23 protein-coding genes and 1 tRNA gene are annotated in these 22016 nt (G+C 71.9%); 8 read left to right on the top strand and 16 right to left on the bottom strand.

What is annotated here, in order from left to right:
• Positions 1-12 precede the first annotated feature (12 nt).
• Entirely contained in the window at positions 13-714 is a 702-nt protein-coding gene (locus tag ACTJJP_RS10520) for an alpha/beta fold hydrolase (RefSeq protein WP_440774966.1), read from the top strand.
• A gap of 170 nt (positions 715-884) precedes the next feature.
• Positions 885-1544 carry a Pr6Pr family membrane protein gene (locus tag ACTJJP_RS10515; protein WP_440774965.1) on the top strand — a complete coding sequence of 220 codons (660 nt, stop codon included), beginning with the start codon at positions 885-887 and terminating at the stop codon, positions 1542-1544.
• Positions 1545-1647: 103 nt separating this feature from the next.
• On the opposite strand, the gene ACTJJP_RS10510 is transcribed toward ACTJJP_RS10515, so the two are convergent.
• Together ACTJJP_RS10510 and ACTJJP_RS10505 are read right to left on the bottom strand one after the other, a co-directional pair.
• Positions 1648-2352: an SGNH/GDSL hydrolase family protein gene (locus tag ACTJJP_RS10510; protein ID WP_440774964.1), complete on the bottom strand. Its 705-nt coding sequence runs from the start codon at positions 2350-2352 to the stop codon at positions 1648-1650.
• 191 nt (positions 2353-2543) lie between these two features.
• The gene (locus ACTJJP_RS10505) at positions 2544-3122 is read right to left on the bottom strand and encodes a YdeI/OmpD-associated family protein (RefSeq protein ID WP_440774963.1); all 579 of its coding nucleotides are present in this window, start codon (positions 3120-3122) and stop codon (positions 2544-2546) included.
• Between the two features lie 123 nt (positions 3123-3245).
• On the opposite strand from ACTJJP_RS10505, the gene ACTJJP_RS10500 reads away from it, so the two are divergent.
• From ACTJJP_RS10500 to ACTJJP_RS10485, 4 genes are all read left to right on the top strand, one after another.
• Positions 3246-3608 carry a hypothetical protein gene (locus tag ACTJJP_RS10500; protein WP_440774962.1) on the top strand — a complete coding sequence of 121 codons (363 nt, stop codon included), beginning with the start codon at positions 3246-3248 and terminating at the stop codon, positions 3606-3608.
• A 266-nt stretch (positions 3609-3874) separates the two neighbouring features.
• A complete protein-coding gene (locus ACTJJP_RS10495) occupies positions 3875-4636 on the top strand; it encodes an SDR family NAD(P)-dependent oxidoreductase (RefSeq protein ID WP_440774961.1) in 762 nt (253 codons plus the stop codon).
• A 56-nt stretch (positions 4637-4692) separates the two neighbouring features.
• On the top strand, positions 4693-5241 hold the full coding sequence (locus ACTJJP_RS10490) for a cysteine hydrolase family protein (RefSeq protein WP_440774960.1): 549 nt from the start codon (positions 4693-4695) through the stop codon (positions 5239-5241).
• Positions 5242-5458: 217 nt separating this feature from the next.
• The gene (locus ACTJJP_RS10485) at positions 5459-5923 is read left to right on the top strand and encodes a hypothetical protein (RefSeq protein ID WP_440774959.1); all 465 of its coding nucleotides are present in this window, start codon (positions 5459-5461) and stop codon (positions 5921-5923) included.
• Between the two features lie 465 nt (positions 5924-6388).
• Here ACTJJP_RS10485 and ACTJJP_RS10480 read toward each other — a convergent pair.
• Positions 6389-6459: transfer RNA gene (locus ACTJJP_RS10480), tRNA-Gly, on the bottom strand.
• 257 nt (positions 6460-6716) lie between these two features.
• Between ACTJJP_RS10480 and dcd the strand changes: the two genes are divergently transcribed.
• On the top strand, positions 6717-7322 hold the full coding sequence (dcd, locus tag ACTJJP_RS10475) for a dCTP deaminase (RefSeq protein WP_440774958.1): 606 nt from the start codon (positions 6717-6719) through the stop codon (positions 7320-7322).
• A gap of 172 nt (positions 7323-7494) precedes the next feature.
• Here dcd and ACTJJP_RS10470 read toward each other — a convergent pair whose 3' ends face one another.
• The 12 genes from ACTJJP_RS10470 to ACTJJP_RS10415 all read right to left on the bottom strand — a co-directional run bounded on the left by ACTJJP_RS10470 (position 7495) and on the right by ACTJJP_RS10415 (position 19758).
• Positions 7495-8607: an NAD(P)/FAD-dependent oxidoreductase gene (locus ACTJJP_RS10470; RefSeq protein ID WP_440774957.1), complete on the bottom strand. Its 1113-nt coding sequence runs from the start codon at positions 8605-8607 to the stop codon at positions 7495-7497.
• A complete protein-coding gene (gene fdxA / locus ACTJJP_RS10465) occupies positions 8600-8923 on the bottom strand; it encodes a ferredoxin (protein WP_440774956.1) in 324 nt (107 codons plus the stop codon). Before fdxA ends, ACTJJP_RS10470 begins: the two co-directional genes overlap by 8 nt.
• Entirely contained in the window at positions 8920-10296 is a 1377-nt protein-coding gene (locus ACTJJP_RS10460) for an FAD-dependent oxidoreductase (protein ID WP_440774955.1), read from the bottom strand. Before ACTJJP_RS10460 ends, fdxA begins: the two co-directional genes overlap by 4 nt.
• Entirely contained in the window at positions 10293-11150 is an 858-nt protein-coding gene (gene cobA, locus ACTJJP_RS10455) for a uroporphyrinogen-III C-methyltransferase (protein WP_440774954.1), read from the bottom strand. Before cobA ends, ACTJJP_RS10460 begins: the two co-directional genes overlap by 4 nt.
• A complete protein-coding gene (locus tag ACTJJP_RS10450; protein ID WP_440774953.1) occupies positions 11147-12037 on the bottom strand; it encodes an ABC transporter permease in 891 nt (296 codons plus the stop codon). The genes cobA and ACTJJP_RS10450 overlap by 4 nt, the downstream gene beginning before the upstream one ends.
• Positions 12027-12806 (bottom strand): ABC transporter ATP-binding protein, encoded by a 780-nt coding sequence (locus ACTJJP_RS10445; protein ID WP_440774952.1) that lies wholly within the window; start codon positions 12804-12806, stop codon positions 12027-12029. The genes ACTJJP_RS10450 and ACTJJP_RS10445 overlap by 11 nt, the downstream gene beginning before the upstream one ends.
• A 1-nt stretch (position 12807) precedes the next feature.
• Positions 12808-13875: an ABC transporter substrate-binding protein gene (locus tag ACTJJP_RS10440; RefSeq protein WP_440774951.1), complete on the bottom strand. Its 1068-nt coding sequence runs from the start codon at positions 13873-13875 to the stop codon at positions 12808-12810.
• Positions 13876-13987: 112 nt separating this feature from the next.
• Positions 13988-15319, bottom strand: a complete 1332-nt coding sequence (locus tag ACTJJP_RS10435; protein WP_440774950.1) for a sulfate adenylyltransferase subunit 1 — start codon at positions 15317-15319, stop codon at positions 13988-13990.
• On the bottom strand, positions 15319-16236 hold the full coding sequence (gene cysD / locus ACTJJP_RS10430; protein WP_440774949.1) for a sulfate adenylyltransferase subunit CysD: 918 nt from the start codon (positions 16234-16236) through the stop codon (positions 15319-15321). Before cysD ends, ACTJJP_RS10435 begins: the two co-directional genes overlap by 1 nt.
• Positions 16233-16976 (bottom strand): phosphoadenylyl-sulfate reductase, encoded by a 744-nt coding sequence (locus ACTJJP_RS10425; RefSeq protein WP_440774948.1) that lies wholly within the window; start codon positions 16974-16976, stop codon positions 16233-16235. The genes cysD and ACTJJP_RS10425 overlap by 4 nt, the downstream gene beginning before the upstream one ends.
• Positions 16973-18688 carry a nitrite/sulfite reductase gene (locus ACTJJP_RS10420; RefSeq protein ID WP_440775090.1) on the bottom strand — a complete coding sequence of 572 codons (1716 nt, stop codon included), beginning with the start codon at positions 18686-18688 and terminating at the stop codon, positions 16973-16975. The genes ACTJJP_RS10425 and ACTJJP_RS10420 overlap by 4 nt, the downstream gene beginning before the upstream one ends.
• 242 nt (positions 18689-18930) lie before the next feature.
• Positions 18931-19758, bottom strand: coding sequence for a MarR family winged helix-turn-helix transcriptional regulator (locus tag ACTJJP_RS10415; protein ID WP_440774947.1), 828 nt, complete (start codon positions 19756-19758; stop codon positions 18931-18933).
• Positions 19759-19864: 106 nt separating this feature from the next.
• Here ACTJJP_RS10415 and ACTJJP_RS10410 point away from each other — a divergent pair, with 106 nt between their 5' ends.
• Positions 19865-20371, top strand: a complete 507-nt coding sequence (locus ACTJJP_RS10410; RefSeq protein ID WP_440774946.1) for a MarR family winged helix-turn-helix transcriptional regulator — start codon at positions 19865-19867, stop codon at positions 20369-20371.
• Positions 20372-20521: 150 nt separating this feature from the next.
• Here the strand turns inward: ACTJJP_RS10410 and ACTJJP_RS10405 are convergent, their stop codons facing one another.
• The gene (locus tag ACTJJP_RS10405) at positions 20522-21892 is read right to left on the bottom strand and encodes an MFS transporter (RefSeq protein ID WP_440775089.1); all 1371 of its coding nucleotides are present in this window, start codon (positions 21890-21892) and stop codon (positions 20522-20524) included.
• Positions 21893-22016: the final 124 nt, after the last annotated feature.

The following is a 22016-nucleotide window of genomic DNA, read 5'->3' as shown; positions in this document are numbered from 1 at the left end:
CCGAGGAGCACCATGTCCACGATCGTTCTCATCCCCGGCGCGATGCACGGCGCCTGGGTCTTCGAGCCGCTCATCGCCGCGCTCGCCGCTCGCGGGCTGTCGGCCACCGCCCTCGACCTGCCGAGCAGTTCCGCAGACACCGCCGAGATCGGTTCGCTGACCGACGACGTCGAGGCCCTTCGTTCGGCTGTCGCCGAACTCGACGGCCCGGTGGTGCTCGCGGCGCACTCCTACGGCGGCGTCCCGGCCCGTGCGGCAGCCGCAGCGGTCGACTCCGTGCGCGGACTGGTGATGATCGCCGCGTTCTCGCTTCCCGTCGGCGCGTCGCTCCTCGACGCGCAGGGCGGCGAGTTCCCACCCGGCTACGAGCGCTCCACCGACGGCAAGGCCGTGAAGATCGGCGACATCGCCGAGACCATCTACTCGGGTGTCGATCCGGCCGTCGTCCAGACCGCGCTGGGGCGCGTGGGGTGGCAGAGCGTCGCATCGTTCACGCAGCCCGCCCCGGCCGAGCCCGGGCCCGACGTGACGGTGACCTACGTCGTCGCCACCGAAGACAAGGCGCTCCCGCCCGAGCAGCAGCGGCAGTGGGCCGACGCCGCCGACGCGCAGGTGTCGGTGGCATCCGGCCACTCCCCCCACGTGTCGCACCCCGACGCGGTGGCGGATGCCATCGCCGAGACGGTGCGGCGCATCGACTCCGCGGCGTCCTGACGCGACCCCGCGGCAGCCCGACCCCGGATGCCGCTGAGCGCTCGAACACGGGAGGGGCCTGGAGCGAGCGACGGAGCCGGGCTGGTCGAGGCGCCCGGGAATCTCCCCCTTTCGCCCGGTCGTCGCCGCCGAACGCGCGTTCGTCGAGCCGCGCACGGTAGCGTCACCCGGTGCCCTTCGCGTCCGCTGCCGTCCCCGCGCCATCCCGCTCGACAGGTCGCATCCGCCCGCTCGTGCGCGTCGTCGCGGGCTCCGCTGTCCTGCTCGTCGTGCTGTACACCTACGTCCTGCGGATCGCCGTGGGAGACGTGAACCCGTTCGACTTCTTCGGGTACTTCACGAATCAGACGAGCACGATGACCGCGCTCGTGCTCATCGCCGTGGGCGTGCTCGCCCTCCGGGGCCGTCGTCCTCCGACGTGGCTGTCGGTGGCGTGGGGCGTGGGCGCGGCGTGCCTCATCGTCGTCGCCGTGGTCTACAACGCTCTCGTGCCCGGCACGGGTTCCGCCCCGGCGTGGGTCAGCGTCGTGCTGCACGTCGTCTTCCCGGTGCTGGTGCTGATCGACATCGCCTTCTCCCCCGACCGGCCACGGCTCGCGTGGAAGCGGGTGTGGTGGGTGCTTCCGTACCCCCTCGTGTGGATAACGGTCGTGCTGCTGCGGGGTGTCACCGACGGGTGGGTCCCCTACGGCTTCCTCTTACCCGAGCGCGGCCTGCCGTCGCTCGTGCTGCACGTCGTCGGCATCCTGATGCTGTTGATGGTGGCGGCGGCGGGGGTCTGGGCGCTCAGCCTGCGGACGTCGCGGCGGTCGGCCGCACATACTCGGTGATCGTGACGGCGGGCGATTCTCCGGTCGTTGACCGTTGACCGTTGACCGTTGACCGTTGACTTGCACGCGACGGGCGGGCTCTGGACGACTCCCCGCCGCGCGGTCACAGGGGCGGGTCGAGGGCGCGGAGCGCGGCATCCATCCGCTTCGCCATGTCGGCGTAGCCCGTGTCGTTCGGGTGCAGGCCGTCGGAGGCCATCCAGCTGTCGGACGCGTCGGCGTCGTGCCCGTCGAGCCAGTGGCTTGCGCCGCCTATGTGGTCCGCGTCGATGCGCTCGGCGGCGGCCTCGACCCACCCGGCGATGACGTCGACCGAGGCCGGCCGGTCATCGGTGTACCAGAACGGTTCGACGACGACGATGCGCGCATCCGGCAGCCCGTCCCGCAGCCGTCGCAGGTCGCTGTCGATGGCGGCCCGGATGTCGTCGGCGGCTCGGTCGTAGCTGAAGTTGTCGTTCAGGCCCATCGTGACGAAGACGATGTCGGGGTCGTCGTCGATCACGAGGGCGGGGATGTCATCGAGCCCCGGCCCCATCGAGGCGCGGCGGTTGACGAACCCGAGCCCGTTCTCGGAGCGGTTGATCTCGCGCCAGCCGCGCTCCGCCGACACGATCGTCGACCAGCGCTTGTCGGGTGAGCTCGCCCCCGTCCCGCGTGTGTAGGAGTCGCCGTAGAACGCCACGACCGGCGCGTTCGCATCGAGCACGGGCGCCGACGGGATGACCTCGGGCGACGGGGAGGAACACGCGGCGAGGCTCAGGACGAGGGATGCCGCGGCTCCCAGGCTCAGCATCCGTCGCGCGCGCATGTCTCCATTCTCTCGGTCCCACGACCCCCGCGGGCGGATGCGTGCGGACCCCCGGACCGGTGGCCTGCGGCCTCCCGACGGGCGGATGCGCGAGCACCCCCGGAACCGGTCGCCGGCGGCCTCCCGACGGGCGGATGTGCGAGGACCCCCGGACCGGTCGCCGGCGGCCCCCGACGGGCGCGGACGGCGCGTCAGGTCTTCTCCTCCCCCTCGAGCGCTTCGAGACGCGCGATGTGGCGCGCGATGCGCGCCGCGCGGACGGTTTCCGTCGTGGCCGTGACCACGGGGTGCAGAAACGAGTACCGCTGCGTCTTGTTCAGAGCCCCGAACGCGCGCGCGGCGGCGGGCGCGGCGTCCAGTGCCGCCTGGAGGTCGGGCGGCACCTCGATCGTCGCGGGACCGGCGTACGCCCGGTCCCACCTCCCGTCGGCCCGGGCCCTCGCGATCTCGTCGGCTCCGCGCGGACGCATCCGCCCCTCTTCGCTCAGGCGCGCCACGATGTCGACGTTGCGCGTCGACCACAGTGACCGCGCGCGGCGGGGAGTGAAGTGCTGCCAGAAGGTCGTGGCATCCCGTGACTGCCGGCGACCGTCGATCCACCCGCTGCAGAGCGCTTCGTCGAGAGCCTCGGCGTAGCTGAGGGTGGTGGGGGTGGTGGTGCCCTTCTTCGCGAGCACGAGGCGCACGCCGTCGCTCTCGCTCTCGTTGTCATCGAGCCACGCCCGCCACCGCCCGACGTCGGCGACGATGAGCTCGGGAATGTCTGCCATGGAACCTGCTCCTCACCTCGTGTCCGAGAACCTAGCGCCGCCCTCCGACATCCGCCCTACCGGAGCGGTGGCCCGCAGGGCAAGCGGCCCCCGTAGTGACGTCGCCGCCCCCACGATGGGGGAATGCGATCTGTGACGTATGCCGGTGAGACCGTGACCACGACGGACGACGTCGCCGAGGCGCTCGTGCAGTTGACGGCGTCGATCGCCGCCGACGGCCAGTCCGAGGCGGTCAGCATCCCGATCGTCACCGCCGCGGGTGAGACCGAGCAGGCCGAGCTCGTCATCGGCGTCGGCAACGACGTACTGAGTGCGCCCGCCCGCGAGTGGTCCGGCGACGAGCCCGACTTCGCGTGGGCCGCTGAGGAGCTCCGCCAGCACAAGCGCTTTCCGCAGGCGCCCGCGGTCGCGCACGAGCAGACGGTCGACTCCGACAACCCGGATGCCTTCTGGGACCCCGACCTCGACGGCTTCACCCGCGCCTGACCCCCGGTCGTCGGTTCGGGGCGGGCTCCGCCCGTCGGAGCCGACGACTCGCGCCCCGACGAGCGGAAGTCGCCCTGAACGACACCCCCCCGCATCCGCCGGGGGAGCTCGTCAAGCGGGCCTTCGTCGGAGCGCGTCGTCGTAACGTGAGTGCTCCACGACGGACGTGACCGGTCATCACCCCGGCGTGTGAGCCCCGGACAGTCCGGGTGGCGCCGCCGTTTCGCGTCGCCGCCCGGACGCTCGGGGTGAGCGAGGATGAGACGATGCTGCACTCCCTCGTCACCGGCGCTTCCCGCGGTATCGGCCGGGCCATCGCCGTCGCCCTCAGCGCGCGCGGGGACCGCGTCGCCGTCCATTACGGCCACGATCAGGATGCCGCCGACGAGACACATGCGCTCCTGCATGGCGAGGGGCATCTCGTGGTCGGCGGTGACCTCTCCGACCCGGCGACGGCGGAGCGCGTCGTGACCGACGTCCTCGAGGCGTTCGGACGGATCGACGTGCTCGTCAACAACGCCGCGATCGCGCCGAACGCGGCGACCTCGCATCCGATCTCCACCGTCGACTACGCCACCTGGCACCGCATCTGGGAGCAGATGGTCGACGTCGACCTGCGCGCACCCGCGAACATGACCTTCCTCGTCGCGCGGTCCCTCGTCGAACGGGGACTCCCCGGGTCGATCGTGAATGTCGGCTCGCGCGGGGCGTTCCGCGGAGAGCCGGAGTTCCCCGCCTACGGCGCCGCGAAGGCGGGCCTGCACGCGATGGGCCAGTCCCTCGCGGTCGCGCTCGCCCCGCACGGCATCGCGGTGACCAGCGTCGCGCCCGGCTTCGTGGGCACCGACCGGCAGCAGGAGAAGCTCTCCGGCGCGGCGGGCGACGACATCCGGGACCAGAGTCCGTTCGGCCGCGTCGCGACCCCGGAAGAAGTGGCGGATGCCGTGGTCTACCTCAGCTCGCCCCGCTCGCAGTGGGCGTCGGGAGCCATCCTCGACCTGAACGGCGCCTCGCACCTGCGCAGCTGACCGATCGGTGGGGAGAGATCGGCCCCGCATCACTCTCGTGGTGAGAGGGTGTTCCCATGCTCCCCGCCCTCCTCATCATCGACATCCAGCGCGACTACTTCCCGGGCGGGCGTCACCCCCTCGTCGGACCCGATGCGGCAGCGGACGCGGCCGCGCGGGTGCTGGCATGGCACCGAGAGAGGGGCGGACCTGTCATCCACGTGCGTCATGCGAGTCCGGCCGGCGGCGGGTTCCTGGAGGTCGGCACCGACGGCGCCGAGATCGACCCTCGCGTCGCTCCGACCGCGGATGAGTCCGTGATCGTCAAGCATGCGCCGAACTCCTTCCTCGGCACCGACCTGCAGGAACGCCTGCGCGCCCTCGGCGACCGGCCGTTGCTCGTCGTCGGCATGATGACGAGCATGTGCGTGGATGCCACCGTCCGCGCCGCCCTCGACCTCGGTCACGACGTCACCGTCGTCGGCGATGCGTGCGCCGCGCCCGACCTCGCTCACGATGGCGTGGAGGTGGAGGGGCGTGCCGTGCACGCGGCATTCCTCGCGGCGCTCGGCGGCGCCGGTGCGACCATCGAGACGAGCGCGACCGTGGTCGGCGCGACCGCCTGAGCGCGCGGGCTCGCGCGATCCAGCGACTCGGCGTGGGGGCGTCCTCGACCTGAACGGCGCGTCGCGCCCGCGCAACTGAACGGCGGGCCGATGAGGTCGGAGCGCGGTATCGGCGACCGCGCGGCCGGAGACCTGCGCGTATTCGACCTCCTCCGTCCGGAGGGGGCCGGCGATACGCTCGGACCATGCACGTCCCCACGTCCCGCGCGATCCATCGGTGACCGATGAGGATGCCGCGTTCTCGCGGCGGAAGTGGCGCGAGAAGCACAAGCCGGTCGTGCGTCGTCAGGGTGCCGTGTTCGCACTCGCTGAGATTGCGGTACCTGCGCTCGCTGTCGGCATGTTCGCGGTCAGCGGGGGCGGCAAATTCGGAGACCCGCTCCCCCCGGATGACTCCGCGTGGTGGATCGTCGGCTGTTCCGCGCTGATGGCGGTCGCGCTGGTGATCATCGTGACGCAACTCTTCGTCGAGCGCCATCACGCCCCGCTCTCGGTGAGTGGGACCGTTGTCATCGCGGCCATCGGTGGGTTGTCGATGCTCGTCGTGCTCGCACGCAACGGCGGGGTCGTCTCGACGCCCATCGTCGTCATGTTCTTCAGCAACCTCGCGTGCCTCGCGGTCGGCTGCGTCGCCGTCGCCGTGGCAGCCAGGCGCAGGCCGCTCGCGGAGGACGCGGACTGACGTCGAAGCCTTCCCCGGCTGACGAGCATCGTCCCCACCGCCCCTCCACGCGTCGCTGTGCGACGTGCGGAGCCTCCGGCGGCGTGGGCCCACCCGAGGGTTCGCTTCACGACAACACGAAAGCCCTCCCGGGCGGCCGATGGCCACCCGTGAGGGCTTTGAGGGGCTGACCGGAATCGTCCCCACCGCCCCTCCTCGCGTCGCTGCGCGACGCGCGGAGCCTCCGGCGGCGTGGGCCCACCCGCTGCGGGATCGGTTCCTACGGCACCCACGCGAAAGGCCCGCCACACCGGCTGCGCCGGCATGTCGGACCTTTGAGGGGCTGACGGGAATCGTCCCTACCGCCCCTCCACGCGCCGCTGCGCGACGCGCGGAGCCTCCGGCGGCAGGGGCCCACCCAAGGGTTCGCTTCACGACAACACGAAAGCCCTCCCGGGCGGCCGATGGCCACCCGTGAGGGCTTTGAGGGGCTGACGGGAATCGAACCCGCGCTATCTGCTTGGGAAGCAGAAGTTCTGCCATTGAACTACAGCCCCGGATGCCTTGCGGCAACCCGGCCAGCATAACAGCGTCCGGCCCGCATCCCGTGGCATCCGGAAACCGTTGTCGAGACTGCATCCGTTCGCCGAGGCCGCATGCGATCGCCGTCAGACCCGTGCGGTTTCGGCAAACGGATGCGATCTCGCGGAGGGCGTGCCTGTCGGGCGTGCCCGGCGGGCGCCCCGGAGCCGACCACTGGTCACCCGCCGAAACGCGGCGGCGCCGCGACCGACACCGCCCCTAGGCTGGGGCCGTGCTGCTCTCCGATCGCGACATCCGGGCCGAACTCGACGCGAAGCGCCTCGGCATCGATCCCTACGACCCCGCCATGGTGCAGCCCTCGAGCATCGACGTGCGGCTCGAGCGCTACTTCCGTCTCTTCGACAACCACAAGTACCCCTTCATCGACCCCGCCGAGGATCAGCCCGAGCTCACCCGCCTGATCGAGGTCGCGCCCGACGAGCCGTTCATCCTTCACCCGGGTGAATTCGCCCTCGGATCGACGTACGAGCGGGTCAGCCTCCCCGACGACGTCGCCGCGCGGCTCGAGGGCAAGTCGTCGCTCGGTCGACTCGGCCTTCTGACCCACTCGACAGCCGGGTTCATCGACCCGGGCTTCTCGGGACACGTCACTCTCGAGCTCTCGAACGTCGCCACCCTGCCCATCAAGCTCTGGCCGGGCATGAAGATCGGGCAGGTCTGCTACTTCCGTCTCACCTCACCCGCCGAGAACCCCTACGGCTCCGGCCCGTACGGCAACCGCTACCAGGGCCAGCGGGGCCCGACTGCTTCGCGTTCGGCGCTCAACTTCCACCGCACCGACGTCGGCTCCACCGACGCGGGCGCGCTCGGCGGCTGACCGGCGTCGCCCATCGACGCGGCGCCATCCCGCGTCGAGATCACACCTCTTCGTCGAGGTCACACGTGTTTGCGCGCAAACGCGTGTCGTCTCGCGAAACGGGTGTGATCTCGCGGACGAGACCGGTGGATGCCGCCGCCCCGGGCCACGCCACCGACCTCACCCGCCCACGTCAGTGCGCCGTACGCACGCCCAGCAGGTCCTGCACCAGCACCGCCGCCACCCGCGCGCCCTGGCCGGCCGCGACGATGAGCTGCTGGGGACCGGGAGCCGCGGCATCCCCCGCCGCGTACAAACCGGGTACCGACGTGCGCCCGGAGCGGTCCGTGACGAGGTGCCCGTCGGCATCCTGGTCGGGGGCGAGCGGATCGAGGAAGTCGTGCGCGGCGTGCCACGTCGGCCGCACGAAGCCGCCCGCGACCGCGAGCGAGGAACCGTCGGTGAACCGCACGGCGGCGACCTGCCCGCGCTCGCCCTCGAGGTCGGCGATCGTGCGCCTCTCGACGCGAATCCCGGATGCCACCAGCTCGGCCTCATCGGCCGGATCGATGACCGCGGCGCCGTTGGTGCACACCGTGAGCTGCGACGTCCAGCGCGTCAGCAGCCGCGCGCGGTCGGCGAGGTCGGGCGTCTCGCCGATGAGGGCCACCGGTCGGTCCTGCAGCTCCCACCCGTCGCACGCGGCGCAGCTGAAGACCGACATGCCGTAGAACGACCGCAGGTTCGGCACGTCGGGCAGTGTTTCGCCGAGCCCCGTCGCCACCACGACCGTGCGCGCGGTCAGAACGGGGGATGCCGCAGCGGCCCGACCAGAGAGCGTTACGACGAAGCCGTCGGCATCCGTCTCGATACGCGCTACGGCGGATCGGTCGAGGATGCGCACCCCGTCGTACGCGCGCAGTTCCGCGCGGGCGAGCTTGCGCAGCTCGATCGGTGAGACGCCGTCGCGGGTGAGGAAACCGTGCGAGCGCAGCGTCGCGGCGTTGCGGGGCCGGCCGGTGTCGACCACGACGACCGAGGCGCGGGCGCGGGCCAGGTTCAGCGCGGCCGACAGCCCCGCCGGACCCCCGCCGACGATGAGGACGTCGGCGGACGCGACCTCGGCGGGAAGCCCGGGGGAGGACGCCGCGGCCGCGGAGCCAGCGCCGCCCGACAGAGCCCCGCGCACGCGGGGCCCACCGGCCGGCACGCCATCGGACGGCACGCCATTCAACGGCACCCCACCGGACAGCGCCCCACCGGAGAGCGCCCCACCGGACAGCGCCCCACCCGCGGCGTCAGTCATGCGCCTGCGGCGGCAACTCCGCGACGACCGGGTGATCCTTCGCGATCACACCGACCTTCGCGGCTCCGCCGGGCGAGCCGATGTCGTCGAAGAACTCCACGTTCGCCGTGTAGTAGTCGGACCACTCGTCGGGCAGGTCGTCTTCGTAGTAGATCGCCTCGACGGGGCACACGGGCTCGCAGGCGCCGCAGTCCACGCACTCGTCGGGGTGGATGTACAGCGAGCGCTCACCCTCGTAGATGCAGTCGACGGGGCATTCGTCGATGCAGGCGCGGTCTTTCACGTCCACGCAGGGGAGGGCGATCACGTACGTCACGGGACGAGCGCTCCCGACCGCGAGACGGCGACCTGCTCCTCGCGCGACACGACCTTGACCCGCTCGCGCGTGTGCTCGTGCGCGGCGCCGAGCGCGCGCTCGTGGGCGTCGAGGGTGCGCCAGCCCTCCCACGTCGTGAACTCCACGCCGCGCTCGGACAGGGCGTCCAGAACGTCGCCGTCGACCGTGGGGGCCGACAGGGCGCCGGCCTCGATGTCGGAGACGAGGTGGGCGATGGTCTCCATGGCATCCGACTTCGTGTGCCCGATCAAGCCCACGGGTCCGCGCTTGATCCAGCCGGTCGCGTACAGCCCCGAGACCACGGCGTCGTTCTCGACGACGCGACCCTCGACGTTGGGCACGACGCCGCGCACGGCGTCGAACGGGGCCCCGAGCACGGGGCTCGAGAAGTAGCCGACCGCGCGGTAGACCTGTTGCACGGCGATCTCGCGGATCTCGCCCGTGCCGCGCACGGTGCCGTCGCCGACGGGCTCGGTCCGCTCGAAGCGCAGCCCCTCGACCCGGTCCTCGCCGAGCACGGCGAGGGGCGAGTGGTAGAAGTGCAGGTGCAGGCGACGGCTCGCCCCGGTCGACTCACGGCCCCGCCAGCTGTTCAGCACCCGCAGCATGACCTTGAGCTGGTTGTTGGAGGCCTGGGCGGGGTCGGCATCCGCGAAGTCCTCGTCGTGCACGACGATGTCGACGTTCGGCACCTCGCCGAGCTCGCGCAGCTCGATGGGCGTGAACTTGATGTCGGCGGGCCCGCGGCGGCCGAACACGTGCACGTCGGTGACGGCGGAGGCCTCGAGGCCGTGCAGCACGTTGTCGGCGATCTCGGTCGAACGCAGGTCGACGGCGTGCTTGGCGAGCACGCGGGCCACGTCGAGGGCGACGTTGCCGTTGCCGATGACGGCGACCTCGCTCTGATCGAGCGGCCACTCGCGGGAGACGTCGGGGTGGCCGTCGTACCAGGCGACGAAGTCGGCCGCGCCGTACGAGCCGGGCAGGTCGATGCCGGGGATGTCCAGCGGTGCATCGCGCAGCGCTCCCGTGGCGAGGATCACCGCGTCGTAGCGCGCGTGAAGCTCCTCGACCGCGATGTCGCGGCCCACCTCGACGTTGCCGATGAAGCGGGTCGAGCCCGCGTCGAGCATTTCGTGCAGCGAGTCGACGATGCCCTTGATGCGCGGGTGGTCGGGGGCGACGCCGTAGCGGATGAGGCCGTAGGGCGCGGGCAGCGAGTCGAAGAGGTCGATCGCGACCGTACCGCCGGCGTCGGTCACCGCGCGCGTGAGGATGTTGCCCGCGTAGATGCCGGCGGGGCCGGCGCCGACGATCGCGACACGGAGCGAGGTGAGAGAAGACGAGGTCACAGCGAGGAGGCCTTTCGGGGAACGGCGAGCGGGTCGAAGGTGAGATCGAGGGATGCCAGGGCGGTCGGCGCGTACGGGCTCAAGCGCACCACGTCGCCGACGACCACGACGGCGGGGGAGCGCACCCCGCGCTCCGCGGCCTGCGCGGCGATCGTGGCGAGGGTTCCGACGGTGACGCGCTGGCGCGCGCCGAAGCCGTCTTCGACGATCGCGACCGGGCAGTCCGCGCCGCGCTCGCCGCGGGCGAGGACGACGGCCGAGTGCGCGAGGGTACCCACGCCCATGAGCAGCACGACCGTGTGGTCGCGCCCGCCGCCGAGCGAGACGATCTGGTCGTGGGCGGTCGCGACGGTGAAGCTCGTCGCCACGCCGCGGTGGGTGAGCGGGATGCCGGCGAGGGCGGGCACCGAGACCGCGCTCGTGACGCCGGAGACCACGCGCACGTCGATGCCGGCGTCCTGGCACGCGAACAGCTCCTCGCCGCCGCGGCCGAACACGTACGGGTCGCCGCCCTTGAGCCGCACGACGGTGCGTCCGGCCCGGGCCTCGCGCACGAGCAGGGCGTTGATGGCATCCTGCGGGACGGCGTGATGGCCGGGGAGCTTGCCGACGTCGATCACCTCGGCGGTCAGGTGGACGCCCTCTGCCGCGAGGCCGTCGAGCACTCCCCGCGCGCCGAGCCGGTCGGCGACGATGACGTCGGCGGATTCGAGGGCGCGCAGTCCCCGAAGGGTCAGCAGGCCCGCATCGCCGGGTCCGGCGCCGACGAGCCAGACGGTTCCGGATGCCGGCGCCTCGGCGGTCTGCGCAGTGCGGAGCCCGGTGGCATCCGTCCCCTCCGTGGTCCCGCTCATCGTGCTCCTCCCGACACCAGCAGACCGCGACCGCGCAGGATGCGTCGCTCGATGGGGCCGAAGAAGGCGAGTTCGATCAGGATGCCGATTCCGAGGATGACGACGATCGTGGCGAGCACGCCGGCGAGGTCGGCGAGATCGCGCGTCTGCTGCAGCATCGTGCCGAGGCCGAAGCCGATCGTGCCGCCCGAGGTGATGATCTCGGCCGCCATCAGCGAGCGCCACGAGAACGCCCAGCCCTGCTTGAGCCCGGCGAAGTAGCCGGGGAGGGCGGCGGGGAGGATCACCGAGGTCGCGAGCTGCCACCGCGAGGCGCCCAGCACGGTGCCGACGCGCCGCAGTTGCGGCGGCACCTGGTCGACGCCGGCGATGAGGCCGTTGATGATCGAGGGGATGGCGCCCATCAGGATGACGAAGTAGGCCGTGGCATCCGTCAAGCCGAACCAGATGATCGCGGCGGGCACCCACGCCACCGACGGCAGCACCTGCAGTCCCGAGATGATCGGGCCCACCGCGCGACGGATGGGGCGCACCTCGGCCAGCAGCAGCCCGATGGGGGTGCCGACGACGATGGCGATGAGGAACCCGAGGACGCCGCGTTCGAGGCTCGTCAGCACGGCCTCCTGCAGCCGGCCGGTGTCCCAGGCGTAGCTCAGCGCGCCGAGGACGTCGGCGGGGCTCGGGGCCTTGTCGGGGCGCGGGTCGGCGATGACGACGTAGAGCTGCCACGCGGCGATCAGCAGCACGACGAAGATGATCGGCGGGAGCACGCTCGACCAGAACGTGCGCCAGCGGCCGGCAGCGGCATCGGTCGTGGTCTGCAGGTTGTCGAGGCCCGCCTCGAGGCTGCGCAGGTCGTCGGGGGAGGCGGTGGTGTCAGCGCGCATTGCGGCGGATCTCCTTGCGCAGTTCGTCGGTGATCTCGACCGACAGGGCGGCGACCTCGGGCGACTCGATGCGGCGGCCCTCGGTGCGCTCGATGCGCCACTCGTTGACAACGCGGCCCGGGCGGCTGCCCAGCAGCACGACGCGCTCGCCGAGGCGGGCGGCCTCGCGCACGTTGTGGGTGACGAAGACGATGGTGCGACCGTTCGCGCGCCACACCCGCTCGAGCTCCTCGTGGAGCAGGTCCCGGGTGATGGCGTCGAGGGCGGCGAAGGGCTCGTCCATGAGCAGCACGGGCCGGTCCTGCGCGAGGGCGCGGGCGAGGGCCACACGCTGGCGCATGCCGCCCGAGAGCTCGTGCGGGCGCTTGTCGGCGGCATCCGCGAGGTTGACGGTGTCGAGCAGCGCGAGCGCCTCGTCGCGCCGACGGGCGCGCGGCACTCCGCGCAGGCGCAGGGCCAGCTCGACGTTGCGGCGCGCGCTCAGCCAGGGCATGAGCGCCGACTCCTGGAACATCACCGCCGAGCCCTCGGGGGGCGTCTCGATGCGTCCCGCGGTGGGACGGTCGAGACCCGCGATGAGGTTCAGCAGGGTCGACTTTCCGCAGCCCGAGGCGCCGAGCAGGCACACGAACTCGCCCGGGGCGAAGTCGAGGGAGATGTCATCGAGGACGACCGGGCCCGCACCGAAGCGCTTCGAGACGCCGTCGATGCGCACCGCGGGAGCGGTGGTGAGGTCGGGTGCCGGGGCGTCGATGCGGGCCGTGGTCATGTCATTCCTCCCCGAGTCCGGCGGCCGAGACCTTCGCCTCGCCGCTGGTCGCGAGTTGCGCGTTGAGCAGTCGCAGGTCGAAGAGGCCCTCGATCGAGCCCTCTTTCTGGGTGCCGGCGGCGACACCGTTCTCGACCAGCGTCTGGAAGGTGTCGGCGTGCGGATCCACCGAGTACGTCACGTGCTCCAGCGCCCGCGCGATCACGGCGTCGGCGAGCGGCTTGCCCGTATCGGCGGCGATCTGCGCGTTGATGACCGACGCCGCTGTACCGGCGTTGTCGGCGATCCACCTCACGGACGCCTCATGTCCGGCGAGCAGCTTCGACACGGTCTCCGGGTGCTGGTCGAGGAAGTCCTTGCGCACCAGCAGCACAGTGGTGGGGAACTGTCCGTCGGGCCACTCGTCGGCCTCGTCGACGAGCACCTTCGCACCCGCGTCGATCACCAGCCGCGACACCCACGGCTCGGGGAGCCACGCGCCGTCGAGCTGGCCGTCCTTGAACAGCTGGAAGGTCTGCGCGTTCTCGGTCGGGGTGATGGTGACGTCACCGCCGCCCGAGGTGTCGGTCTCGAAGCCCTGCTTCTTCAGCCATCCGCGCAGCGCCACGTCCTGCGTGTTTCCGAGCTGCGGGGTGGCGAGGGTCTTGCCCTTCAGGTCCGCCGGGTCGTCGATGCCGTCGCGCACGACGAGGGCCGCCCCGCCGGTCGCCGCGCCGGCGACGATGCGCGCCGACTCGCCGCGGGACTGGATGAACGTGTTGATCGACGGGTTGGGCCCGATGTAGGTCGCGTCGATGGCCCCGGCCGACAGGGCCTCGATGGCGGCGGGCCCGGCGTTGAACACCTCGGTCGACAGCTTCGTGTCACCGAGGGCGTCCTGCAGCAGGCCCTCCTGGAGCCCCACGAGCGCGGGAGCGTGGGTGACGTTGGCGAAGTAGCCGAGGCGGAGTTCGGCGGCGGGGCCCTGGTCGGCACTCTCGGCGGAGGCGGGCCCGGTGGCGCAGCCGGCCATCATCGCCGCAATCAGTCCCAGGGTTGTGATCGCGGTCGCGGTGCGCAGTGTCTTCACGGTTCGCCTCCTTCGTAGGCAGTAGGTCGTGCGCCGGTCGGCGCGGTGGGGCCCGCCGGAAGGCGGGCGGGTCGGGCGCGCCGTGCGGGCGCGCGGATGGGATCGGCGCCGGTCAGCGCACGATTCCGGCGGCGAGGGTCGCGCCGTCGGACGGATGGATGACGAGGAACGAGCCCTCGTGTCGACTGTCGCGGTAGGGCTCCAGCGGCAGGTCGGCGGCCAGGCGCAGGCGTGCGCGGCCGATGTCGTTCGTCTCGAGCCGGTCGGCCCCGACGTGGGTGAGGGCGTCGAGGTCGTACCGGGAGTCGATGGATGCCACGATTGCCTGCACCGCGGCCGTGCCATGCTTCACGAGCACGCGGGAGCCGGGGGTCAGGGGCCGTGCGTCGAGCTGGAAGAGCTCGACATCGGCCTCGCGCCGTGAGGGGGGCAGCGTCCCCGCTGAGGCGATGACGGCGCCACGCGCGGCATCCACGTCGTCCGCGAGCTCGAGGGAGACGGACTGCGGGGCCACGGCGCTGTCGGCCGGAACCCCCGCGACCCGGATGCCGCGCACCACCGTGCGCACGCCCGAGCCCGACACCTCGACCTCGTCGCCCACGCGGACGGAGCCGCTCGAGATGCGCCCGGCGACCGCGCGGTAGTCGCGCAACGCCGCGGCGGTCTCGGGGTCGGCGGCCAGCTCGGGCGACAGGCCGCCCTGCGGACGGATGACCGACTGCACGGGAAGGCGCAGCGGTTCGCCGACGCGCGCGGACTCGTCGGCCGACGGCAGCGTCTCGAGCAGCTCGAGAAGCGCGGGGCCGTCGTACCAGGGCGTGCGGGTCGAGCGATCGACGATGTTGTCGCCCTCGAGGGCCGACACGGGCAGCACGTGCAGGTCGTCGATCTCGAGCTCCGCCGCGATCGATCGCGCGTCGGCGGCGACCGAGGCGAACACCTCGGCCGAGAAGTCGACGAGGTCGATCTTGTTCACCGCGACGATGACGTGCGGCACGCGCAGGAGGGCGACCACGGCGAGGTGGCGGCGCGTCTGCTCGACGACCCCGGCGCGTGCGTCGACGAGCACCACGACGGCATCCGCGGTCGTCGAGCCCGTGACCATGTTGCGCGTGTACTGCACGTGGCCGGGGCAGTCGGCGAGGATGAACGACCGCGTCCCGGTGGCGAAGTACCGGTAGGCGACGTCGATGGTGATGCCCTGCTCGCGCTCGGCGCGCAGGCCGTCGGTCAGCAGCGCGAAGTCGAACGCGCCGTGCGCGAACCCGCGGTCGGCCGAGGTGCGCGCGACCTGCTCCAGCTGGTCGGCGAGGATCGCCTTCGCGTCGTGCAGCAGGCGCCCCACGAGCGTGGACTTGCCGTCGTCGACGGAGCCGGCGGTCGCGAAGCGGAACAGCGTGGGCTCGGTCGTGGCGACCGGGGCCTCGAGGGTGTCGAGCGACATCAGAAGTACCCGTCCTTCTTGCGATCCTCCATGGCCGCCTCGCTGAGGCGGTCGTCGGCGCGGGTGGCTCCGCGTTCGGTGATGGTGGTGCGTGCGACCTCGGCGACGATCGAGGTCAGGTCGGCGGCGTCCGATTCGACCGCTCCGGTGCAGCTCATGTCGCCCACGGTGCGGTAGCGGACGGTGCGCACCTCGACGTTCTCGCCCTCGCGGGGCGGGGAGAACGGGCCGACCGGATGCCACATGTCGCCCCGGCGATAGACCTCGCGCTCGTGCGCGAAGTACAGCGGCGGCAGGGCGATCTCTTCTCGCTCGATGTAGCGCCAGATGTCGAGCTCGGTCCAGTTCGAGATGGGGAAGGCCCGCACGTGCTGGCCGGGAGTGTGGCGGCCGTTGTAGAGGCTCCAGAGCTCCGGGCGCTGGTTGCGCGGGTCCCACTGCCCGAACTCGTCGCGCAGCGAGATGATGCGCTCCTTGGCGCGCGCCTTGTCCTCGTCGCGGCGCGCTCCGCCGAAGACGGCGTCGTGGCGGCCGGCGGCGATGGCATCCAGCAGCGGAAGCGTCTGCAGCGGGTTGCGCGTGCCGTCGGAGCGCTCCTGCAGGCGGCCGTCGTCGATGTAGTCCTGCACGCGCGCGACCTCGAGGCGCAGGCCGAGGCGCTCGACGGTCTCGTCGCGGAAGGCCAGCACCTCGGGGAAGTTGTGCCCGGTGTCGACGTGCAGCACGGGGAAGGGCACGCGGCCCGGCGCGAATGCCTTCGTCGCGAGGTGCAGCACCACGACGGAGTCCTTGCCGCCCGAGAACAGCAGCACGGGCCGCTCGAACTCGGCGACGACCTCGCGGATGACGTGGATCGCCTCGGCCTCGAGCAGGTCGAGGGTGGAGAGGGCAGTGGATGCCGTGGACACAGCGCTCATGTGTGCAACCCGCATTCGGTCTTGGACAGGCCCGCCCAGCGGCCGGACCGGGGATCTTCGCCCGGGGCGACCGGGCGGGTGCACGGCTCGCACCCGATGGAGGGGTAGCCGTGGGTGAGGAGGAGGTTGACCGGCACCTTCTGGTCGTTGGCGTAGCCGATGAGGTCGTCGAAGCTCCACGCCGCGACCGGGTTCACCTTGACCAGGCCGTTGCGCGCGTCCCAGGTGACCAGCGGGGTGTGCGTGCGCGTGGGAGCCTCGTCGCGGCGGACGCCGGTGAACCACACCTCGTAGCCGCCGAGCGCTCCCTGCAGGGGGTCGACCTTGCGGCGGGCGCAGCAGAGCGCGGGGTCGCGCTCGTACAGGCGGGCGCCGTACTCGGCATCCTGTTCGGCCACCGTCTGCTCGGGCAGCACGTCGACGACGCGCACGTCGAGGGCGCGGTCCACCTCGTCGCGCGTGAAGCGGGTTTCGGAGAAGTGGTAGCCCGTGTCGAGGAAGAGCACGTCGACGTTCGGCAGCTGCTCGGCGACGAGGTGCGGCAGCGCGGCATCCGCCATCGAGCAGGCCACCGCGGCGGCTTCGGGGGCGAAATGGCGGGCGACCCAGGCGATGACCTCGGCGGGTGACGCCTCGTCGGCCGAGAGGCTGCGGAGCTCTGCATTGCCCTTCTCGGCCAGGGCTTCGAGCTCGGCGGCGCTGCGGCGCACCGCGACGCGGGGGGCGAGGGACACGGTCACTGCAGGGCCTCCTCATCGGCGCGGTGCGCCCACTGGGCGAACGTCTCGTCGGCTGCGGCGTTCCGCTCGTCGAGGAAGCGACGCACGACCCGGTCGACGTAATCGGCGATGCCGTCCGCGGCGACCTTGAGGCCGCGCACCGTGCGACCGAGGCCGGCTTCGTCGCGATCCTGCGACGCGAGTCCTCCGCCGAGGTGCACCTGGTAGCCGGGCACCTGCTCGCCGTCGATCGTGACGAGCTGACCCTTCAGGCCGATGTCGGCGGTCTGGATGCGCGCGCACGAGTTGGGGCAGCCGTTCACGTGCAACGAGATCGGGTGCGGCAGGTCGAAGGCCGCGAGACGTTCTTCAAGATCGAGCACGGCGGCGGTGGCGTTGACCTTCGTCTCGACGATCGCGAGCTTGCAGAACTCGATGCCGGTGCACGCGATGGTGCCGCGGCGGATGAGGCTGGGCCGTGCCTGCAGGCCGAGGTCGTCGAGACCGGCGACGAGGGATTCGACCCGGTCTTCGGGGATGTCGAGGATGACGACCTTCTGGTGCGGCGTCGTGCGCAGCCGCGTCGAGCCGTGCTCCTCGATGAGGTCGGCGAGGCGGGCGAGGGTGGTGCCCGAGACGCGGCCGACGATCGGCGTCGCGCCGACGTAGAAGCGGCCGTCCTTCTGACGGTGGATGCCGACGTGGTCGCCGGGAGCTGCGGGCTTGGGCAGTGCGGGACCGTCGGGCAGGGCGTAGCCGAGGTACTCGTCCTGCAGCACCTGCCGGAACTTCTCCGTCCCCCACTCGGCGAGCAGGAACTTCAGGCGCGCCTTGTTGCGCAGGCGCCGGTAGCCGTAGTCGCGGAAGATCTGCGCGACTCCGTGCCAGACCTCGGCGACCCGCTCGGGTGCGACGAAGACGCCGAGGCGCTCGCCGAGGCGCGGGGTGGTCGAGAGGCCGCCGCCGACCCACAGGTCGTAGCCGATGCCGAGCTCGGGGTGTTCGACCGCGACGAAGGCGACGTCGTTGATCTCGTGCACCACGTCGTGGTTGGGGTGTCCGGTGATGGCCGACTTGAACTTGCGCGGAAGGTTCGACAGCGTCGGGTCGCCGATGAAGCGGCTCGTGATCTCCTCGATCTGCGGGGTCGGGTCGATCAGCTCCTCGGCGGAGATCCCCGCCACGGGCGAGCCGAGCACCACGCGCGGGACGTCGCCGCACGCCTCGGTGGTGCCGAGCCCGACCGCTTCGAGCCTGCGCCAGATCTCGGGCATCGACTCGACCTCGACCCAGTGCAGCTGCACGTTCTGGCGGTCGGTGAGGTCGGCGGTGTCGCGGCCGAACTCCCGTGAGATGCCGGCGATGACGCGCAACTGCTCGGTGGTGAGCTGTCCGCCGTCGATGCGCACGCGGAGCATGAAGTAGGCGTCTTCGAGCTCTTCAGGGGAGAGGGTCGCCGTGCGCCCGCCGTCGATCCCGGGCTTGCGCTGCGTGTAGAGGCCCCAGACGCGGAACCGTCCGTGCAGATCGGTCGGGTCGATGGAGGAGAACCCGCCGGAGGCGTAGATGTTCTCGATGCGCTCGCGCACCGCGAGACCGTCGTCGACTTGCTTCCACTCCTCGTTGCCGTTCAGGGGCGCGGTTCCGTCGATCTTCCATTGCCCGTTGGGCTTGGTCGACGGCCGCGGCGGCCGGGTGGCGGCGCGCGGTGGGGTCTGGCTGGTGGTCACGATGCGGCTGTTCCTTCACTGCGCCGAGGCGGCATACGGCGGCATTTCCCCAGACGCTAGAGCGGGCTGCGGATCTCGGCCAAGGAGTGCGTCTCGGAGCGTCGCGAAGTGACATGGAGCGTCATGAACGGCCGGGGATGTTGCGCGACCGGCCGGAACGCAGTAACTCGCGACCCGCGACCGTGGTCACGCTTAGGGACCACGGCCGCGGACGGCGTCGGAATCGGGAGGTCATGCGGCAGTCCTCACTCCTGCGGTGCCGGAGGCGCGCCCGCCTCGCGACCGCGCTGGTAGCCCGCGTCGAAGCCGCGCTCGAAAGCGCGCTCGTGGCCACGGCGACGATCGTGACGCGGACCGCCGTCGTGACCGTGCTCGCCTCCGCGGTGCTCGTGTGCCGGGTGGCAGCGTTCGTGCGCGCCGTGATCCTGCCCGTGCGACGGGCGGTCGAAGCCGCGCGCGCCGGACGCGTCACGTTCGCCCGGGCCGGAGTCGGAAGCGGGGTGGTCGGCGGGGTGCGCCGGGCGGTGGCGGGCGGAGCCTGCGCCGCGCTCGCCCACGCGGAACCCGCGGTGCTCGTTCGGACCGAAGGCCCGGCGGGGGTCGGGGCCGAAGCCGTGTCGACCGGCGCCGGGGATGACGCGGAAGCCCCCGCGGGGGCCGCGGCCGGTCGTCTCGGCGGCGTCGAGGTCGAGGTCGAGGGCCGTCGCGAGCGTGTCGAGCGCCGCGGTCAGGTTCGCGAGATGCTCGGCTGGCACAACGGCCAACAGCGCCGAGCGCTCGGCATCCGCGCGGTCGAGGAGGGCGCGGCCCTCGTCGGTCAGCGACCATCCGTCGCCGGCGCGGGCGATCCAGCCGCGGTCGGCGAGAGCGGTGACGCGCTTGCCTCCGCGGGCGAGTCGATCGCGCACCCAGGGGGCGTCGATGCGTCCGTCGATGGCGCTGAGCAGCAGGAGGGTCTTGGGGTGGATGCCGCTGTCGCGCAGGTGCGCGAACAGGCGGTGGTGCAGCGCGTGGCCGACCGTCGTGAGGCGATGGGCGAGCGCGCGGGGATCCGAAGGTTCAGGGGTGTTCATGGGGGTCCTTTCGTCGGCGGACGGTCCGCCAGTGCATGTCATGTGACAACGAATGTACTGTGACATGCATTCCCGATGCTTGTCAAGGGACATGTAAAATCCCCTCGTGCCCACCGATCCCGCCGACGAGATCGCCGCCGCGCTCGCGCGCCTGCGCGGCCGGCGCCCGCGTCCCCCGTTCCCGCCCGAGGCGCACCACCACCCGCACGGGGGGCATGGGGGTCCCTGGAGTCGCGGCGCGCCGCCGTGGACCGACCCCGCGCACGGACGCTTCGGCGGGCCCGCGCGGCTGCGCATGCTCGACGCCCTCGTCGCGGCATCCGGATCGCTGTCGGTGAGCGAGATCGCCGCGGAGGTGGGGGTCGACCAGCCCCGCGCCTCGCGCCTCGTGCAGCAGTCGGTCGAGCTCGGTCTCGTCGCGCGAGAGCCCGACCCCGACGACGCGCGGCGCATCCGCGTGCGGCTGACATCCGAGGGGCAGCGGCTCGTTTCGGGTCTCCGCGGGCGGCGACGGGATGCCGTCCGCTCGGCGCTGGAGTCCTTCAGCGACGCCGAGCGCGCCGAGTTCGCGCGCCTCCTGGCCAAGTTCGCCGACGCTTGGCCCCGCGACTGAGTCCCGGCATCCGCCCTCGCCCCCCGGCCGTCCGCGAGAGCCCACGATCCGCGGGAGATGACGCGGTGCGACGCGACGACGATCGGTGATCTCGTCACGATCGTGTGATCTCGGCGACCACCCTGCCGGCGGGCGGGCGACGGGCCGCGGTCAGCGCAGGACGGCGCTCTTCACCCTCACGGGCAGCATCAGCAGGAGACCCGCGGCGAGGATCAGCACGATGCCCAGGATGCCGAGGCGCGTGTCGCCCGTCACACCGACGAACAGTGCGAACAGGCCCGGCGCGAGGAACGACACCGCGCGTCCGGTCGTGGCGTAGAGGCCGAAGATCTCGCCCTCCCGTCCCTCGGGAGCCACCCGGGCGAGCAGCGAGCGGCTGGCCGACTGCACCGGACCGACGAAGGCGCCGAGACCCAGACCCACGATCCAGAAGCCGGTCTGCGACGTGCCGATGAAGAGCATGACGGTGCCCAGCACGATGAGGCTGGCGAGGGATGCCAGGATCACGCGCTTCGGGCCGAACCGGTCGTCGAGACGTCCGGCGACGAACGTGCTGATGCCGGCGACGAGGTTCGCCGCGACGGCGAAGTAGAGCACCTCGGTGGAGGTGAAGCCGAACACCTGCGCCGCGATGATCGCTCCGAAGGTGAACACCCCCGCCAGACCGTCGCGGAAGAGGGCGCTGGCGGCGAGGAACAGCAGCACCTGCCGGCTGTCGCGCCAGAGCGAGCGCAGCGTTCCCCACAACACGACGTAGGAACGGAGGAAGCCGACCCGCACCCGGCGGTCCTGCGCCGGGATCTCCGGTACGCGCAGCAGCACCGGGATCGCGAACACCGCGTACCAGAGGGCGGAGGCCAGGACGGCGAGCCGGATGTTCAGCCCGCCCTCCTCGGTGACGGCGAGGAGGCCCCCGGCATCCGGATCGCCGAAGCTCTGGATGAACAGCACCAACAGCAGGAGCAGCAGCACGATGCCGCCGACGTATCCCATGCCCCACCCGAAGCCCGAGACGCGGCCGATGTTCTCACGCGTGGAGACCTGCGTCAGCATGGCGTAGTAGTTGACGCTCGCGAACTCGAAGAACACGTTGCCGATCGCGAGCAGCGTCGCCCCGAGCACGAGGTACGCCGGGGTGCCCTCGACGAAGACCATCGCCGCCATCGCGAGCACGACGACGCCGGTGTTGACGCCCAGCCAGAGCTTGCGCCGGCCCGTCCCGTCGGAGCGCTGTCCGAGCACGGGAGCCACGAGCGCGACGACGATGCCCGCGATCATCAGGGCGATGCCGACGGCGCTGGCGTTGTCGGCGAGCGCCCGCACGAGTGCGGGGTCGTCGGCGTCGCCGTTCGCCGCGGCGCGGACGGCCGGGTCGACGAAGAGCGAGCTCGCCAGGTAGGTGCTGAAGACGAAGGTCGTGACGACCGCGTTGAACGCGGCCGAGCCCCAGTCCCACAGTGCCCAGGCCAGCACGGGCCGACGTGCGGATTCGGCGGGCGAAGCCGGCCCGGGTGAAGGCATGTCGGTCACGCTAGGACCCTTCGGTGAACACCCGGTGATGCCCGGGATCTCGAGTCGCCGGCGTCGCCGGGCGCGTTCAGGTTATCCCCACGCCCGCGCGGTGACGCGGAGCGGACTACCGTGG

Origin of the sequence: Microbacterium sp. 22296, from assembly GCF_052045385.1 — a bacterium.
GTDB lineage: Bacteria > Actinomycetota > Actinomycetes > Actinomycetales > Microbacteriaceae > Microbacterium.
Note: the sequence above shows the minus strand (reverse complement) of the source record. Positions and strands in the feature narration are given on the sequence as shown.

Coding starts and splice junctions, on each gene's coding strand:
- ACTJJP_RS10510 (WP_440774964.1), bottom strand. CDS start 2,352: ATGCGCGCGCGACGGATGCTGAGCCTGGGAGCCGCGGCATCCCTCGTC.
- ACTJJP_RS10415 (WP_440774947.1), bottom strand. CDS start 19,758: ATGAACACCCCTGAACCTTCGGATCCCCGCGCGCTCGCCCATCGCCTC.
- ACTJJP_RS10445 (WP_440774952.1), bottom strand. CDS start 12,806: ATGACCACGGCCCGCATCGACGCCCCGGCACCCGACCTCACCACCGCT.
- ACTJJP_RS10470 (WP_440774957.1), bottom strand. CDS start 8,607: ATGACTGACGCCGCGGGTGGGGCGCTGTCCGGTGGGGCGCTCTCCGGT.
- ACTJJP_RS10490 (WP_440774960.1), top strand. CDS start 4,693: ATGCTCCCCGCCCTCCTCATCATCGACATCCAGCGCGACTACTTCCCG.
- ACTJJP_RS10435 (WP_440774950.1), bottom strand. CDS start 15,319: ATGTCGCTCGACACCCTCGAGGCCCCGGTCGCCACGACCGAGCCCACG.
- ACTJJP_RS10500 (WP_440774962.1), top strand. CDS start 3,246: ATGCGATCTGTGACGTATGCCGGTGAGACCGTGACCACGACGGACGAC.
- cobA (WP_440774954.1), bottom strand. CDS start 11,150: ATGAGCGGGACCACGGAGGGGACGGATGCCACCGGGCTCCGCACTGCG.
- cysD (WP_440774949.1), bottom strand. CDS start 16,236: ATGAGCGCTGTGTCCACGGCATCCACTGCCCTCTCCACCCTCGACCTG.
- ACTJJP_RS10450 (WP_440774953.1), bottom strand. CDS start 12,037: ATGCGCGCTGACACCACCGCCTCCCCCGACGACCTGCGCAGCCTCGAG.
- ACTJJP_RS10405 (WP_440775089.1), bottom strand. CDS start 21,892: ATGCCTTCACCCGGGCCGGCTTCGCCCGCCGAATCCGCACGTCGGCCC.
- ACTJJP_RS10495 (WP_440774961.1), top strand. CDS start 3,875: ATGCTGCACTCCCTCGTCACCGGCGCTTCCCGCGGTATCGGCCGGGCC.
- ACTJJP_RS10520 (WP_440774966.1), top strand. CDS start 13: ATGTCCACGATCGTTCTCATCCCCGGCGCGATGCACGGCGCCTGGGTC.
- ACTJJP_RS10505 (WP_440774963.1), bottom strand. CDS start 3,122: ATGGCAGACATTCCCGAGCTCATCGTCGCCGACGTCGGGCGGTGGCGG.